Raw genomic sequence first — 1,189 nt, 5'->3', positions numbered from 1 at the left:
GATGATAGTGATCTTAAATTCAATGCTTCGGGACGGCGTTTTATGGGAAGCGCCGAAAACTTAAAATTAGTTATTGACACCATAGTCTCTTGTTAGGCTGATTTTCACTACATTTTGTCTATATTATTTTTTAAGGCTCTCAATAACCCATCCTCAATTGCATCTGTTCGTTTTGAGTACTTAGAGATTGAACTATAAAGCCACACCATACTTAAAACCACGCCCGAGAAGAATAAAAGAATTAAAGGAGTTATGTACTCCTTAAAAAATCCGGACAGTTCGAAATAACCCCGAAAATCCATTTTTACTACGAGAAATGTTCCGGCCGATAATAAAAGAGAAAATTGTGCAACTCCAAAAACCACATGTATTCTATAGCTTGCTTCGAAATGCCGATTACGATTGATGATTGAATTTATAAATGTATACACTTCGTGTTTTCTTTGTGCTGTTGTACCTTTTTGGGCCAATTCACTTATTTCATCTCGAAGCGAATCTGCAAGCTTACCTTGTTCATCCGCTTTTATTTTTAATTGTTTGTTAACCTTTCTAAGAAATTGAATAGCTAAAACTACTAACGCAATAAGTGAAGCTATTCCTCCCCAAAAACTTACAAACTCAATAATATTAGTTGATGGCAAAATATCTCCTTTCGGGCTAACGCCGCAATATGGGGCGCATAAAAGCTTGGCTAAAATTAGGAACGAAGTGACGCGAGCCAAGCTTTTTGCGTCCCCTCATAATTGCATTGTTATAAGCTACCAAGCAAATACCCAAACACGAAAATACCAGCGGCGACCAATAAGTAAATTGAAATTTTAGATATGGCTATGTTTTTAGAATACTCTTTAATCATTAGTTCAGGTGAGCCGTTATGTTCACTAAAAGAATTAATTGTGTATTTGGATTCATTTCCGATTTTACAAAAAAAATCATTGTGTGAATTAAGGAATTCTCGCAATTCTTGCTGGCTTATATTTGTTTGATTTGAAAGAGAAATAATCCCACAACCAGACTTTCCATGTTCGGCTAAAGTGTTTATAACTAATTTTGCTTTATTAAATTCCACTTATTACTCCATGTTTAAAGTAGCTTATAACAGCTTAATCATCAGAAGTGTGTATAGAACTTTTCAATATTGAGTCTAACAACATCATTCCAATAAGCTTTAAATTAATCATTTCATGAA

At 34.1% G+C, this 1,189-nt stretch carries 2 protein-coding genes; both read right to left on the bottom strand.

The features are described 5' to 3' along the window. Window positions 1-107: 107 nt before the first annotated feature. Window positions 108-641 (bottom strand): hypothetical protein, encoded by a 534-nt coding sequence (locus tag N7931_RS19235; protein ID WP_262795957.1) that lies wholly within the window; start codon window positions 639-641, stop codon window positions 108-110. Between the two features lie 110 nt (window positions 642-751). After that, complete coding sequence (locus tag N7931_RS19230; protein WP_262795956.1) at window positions 752-1,069, bottom strand: hypothetical protein; 318 nt, start codon at window positions 1,067-1,069, stop codon at window positions 752-754. Window positions 1,070-1,189 lie beyond the last annotated feature (120 nt).

The organism is Catenovulum sp. 2E275, assembly GCF_025515275.1.
Lineage (GTDB): Bacteria > Pseudomonadota > Gammaproteobacteria > Enterobacterales > Alteromonadaceae > Catenovulum.
The sequence above is the reverse complement of the archived record's forward strand: the minus strand, read 5'-3'. Positions and strand labels throughout refer to the sequence as shown.